Origin of the sequence: Paucilactobacillus vaccinostercus DSM 20634 (assembly GCF_001436295.1) — a bacterium.
Classification (GTDB): Bacteria; Bacillota; Bacilli; order Lactobacillales; family Lactobacillaceae; genus Paucilactobacillus; species Paucilactobacillus vaccinostercus.
In genome coordinates this window covers 1-278 of the sequence record NZ_AYYY01000012.1, presented here as the reverse complement: position 1 = coordinate 278, position 278 = coordinate 1, and the positions used below count along the sequence as shown (strand labels likewise).

Genomic DNA, 278 nt, shown 5'->3' with positions numbered 1-278 from the left:
CCTTGTGTTCCAGTGACTTCTTTGTCCGCACTCAACTGGTTACCATTCTCATCCACATAGTGCACCGTTAGCTTCACCGGCGTTTGGCTTTCATCTGGTGTCACGCCATCTTTCGTGTACGTGAATGTCAAATCCATCACGTTACCTTTGTACGTCCCACTAACTTCACGTTGTGTTGGCGTGTATCCTGAAATAGCTACTGCGGCTTCCGTAAAGCTGTCGCCTTGAATACCAGTGGCTTCTTTATCCGCACTCAACTGGTTACCATTTTCGTCCAC

Annotated in this window: 1 protein-coding gene; it reads right to left on the bottom strand. The window is 48.2% G+C overall.

The features are described 5' to 3' along the window. On the bottom strand, positions 1–278 hold a 278-nt coding region (locus FC26_RS03545; RefSeq protein ID WP_162259963.1), incomplete at both ends, for a MucBP domain-containing protein.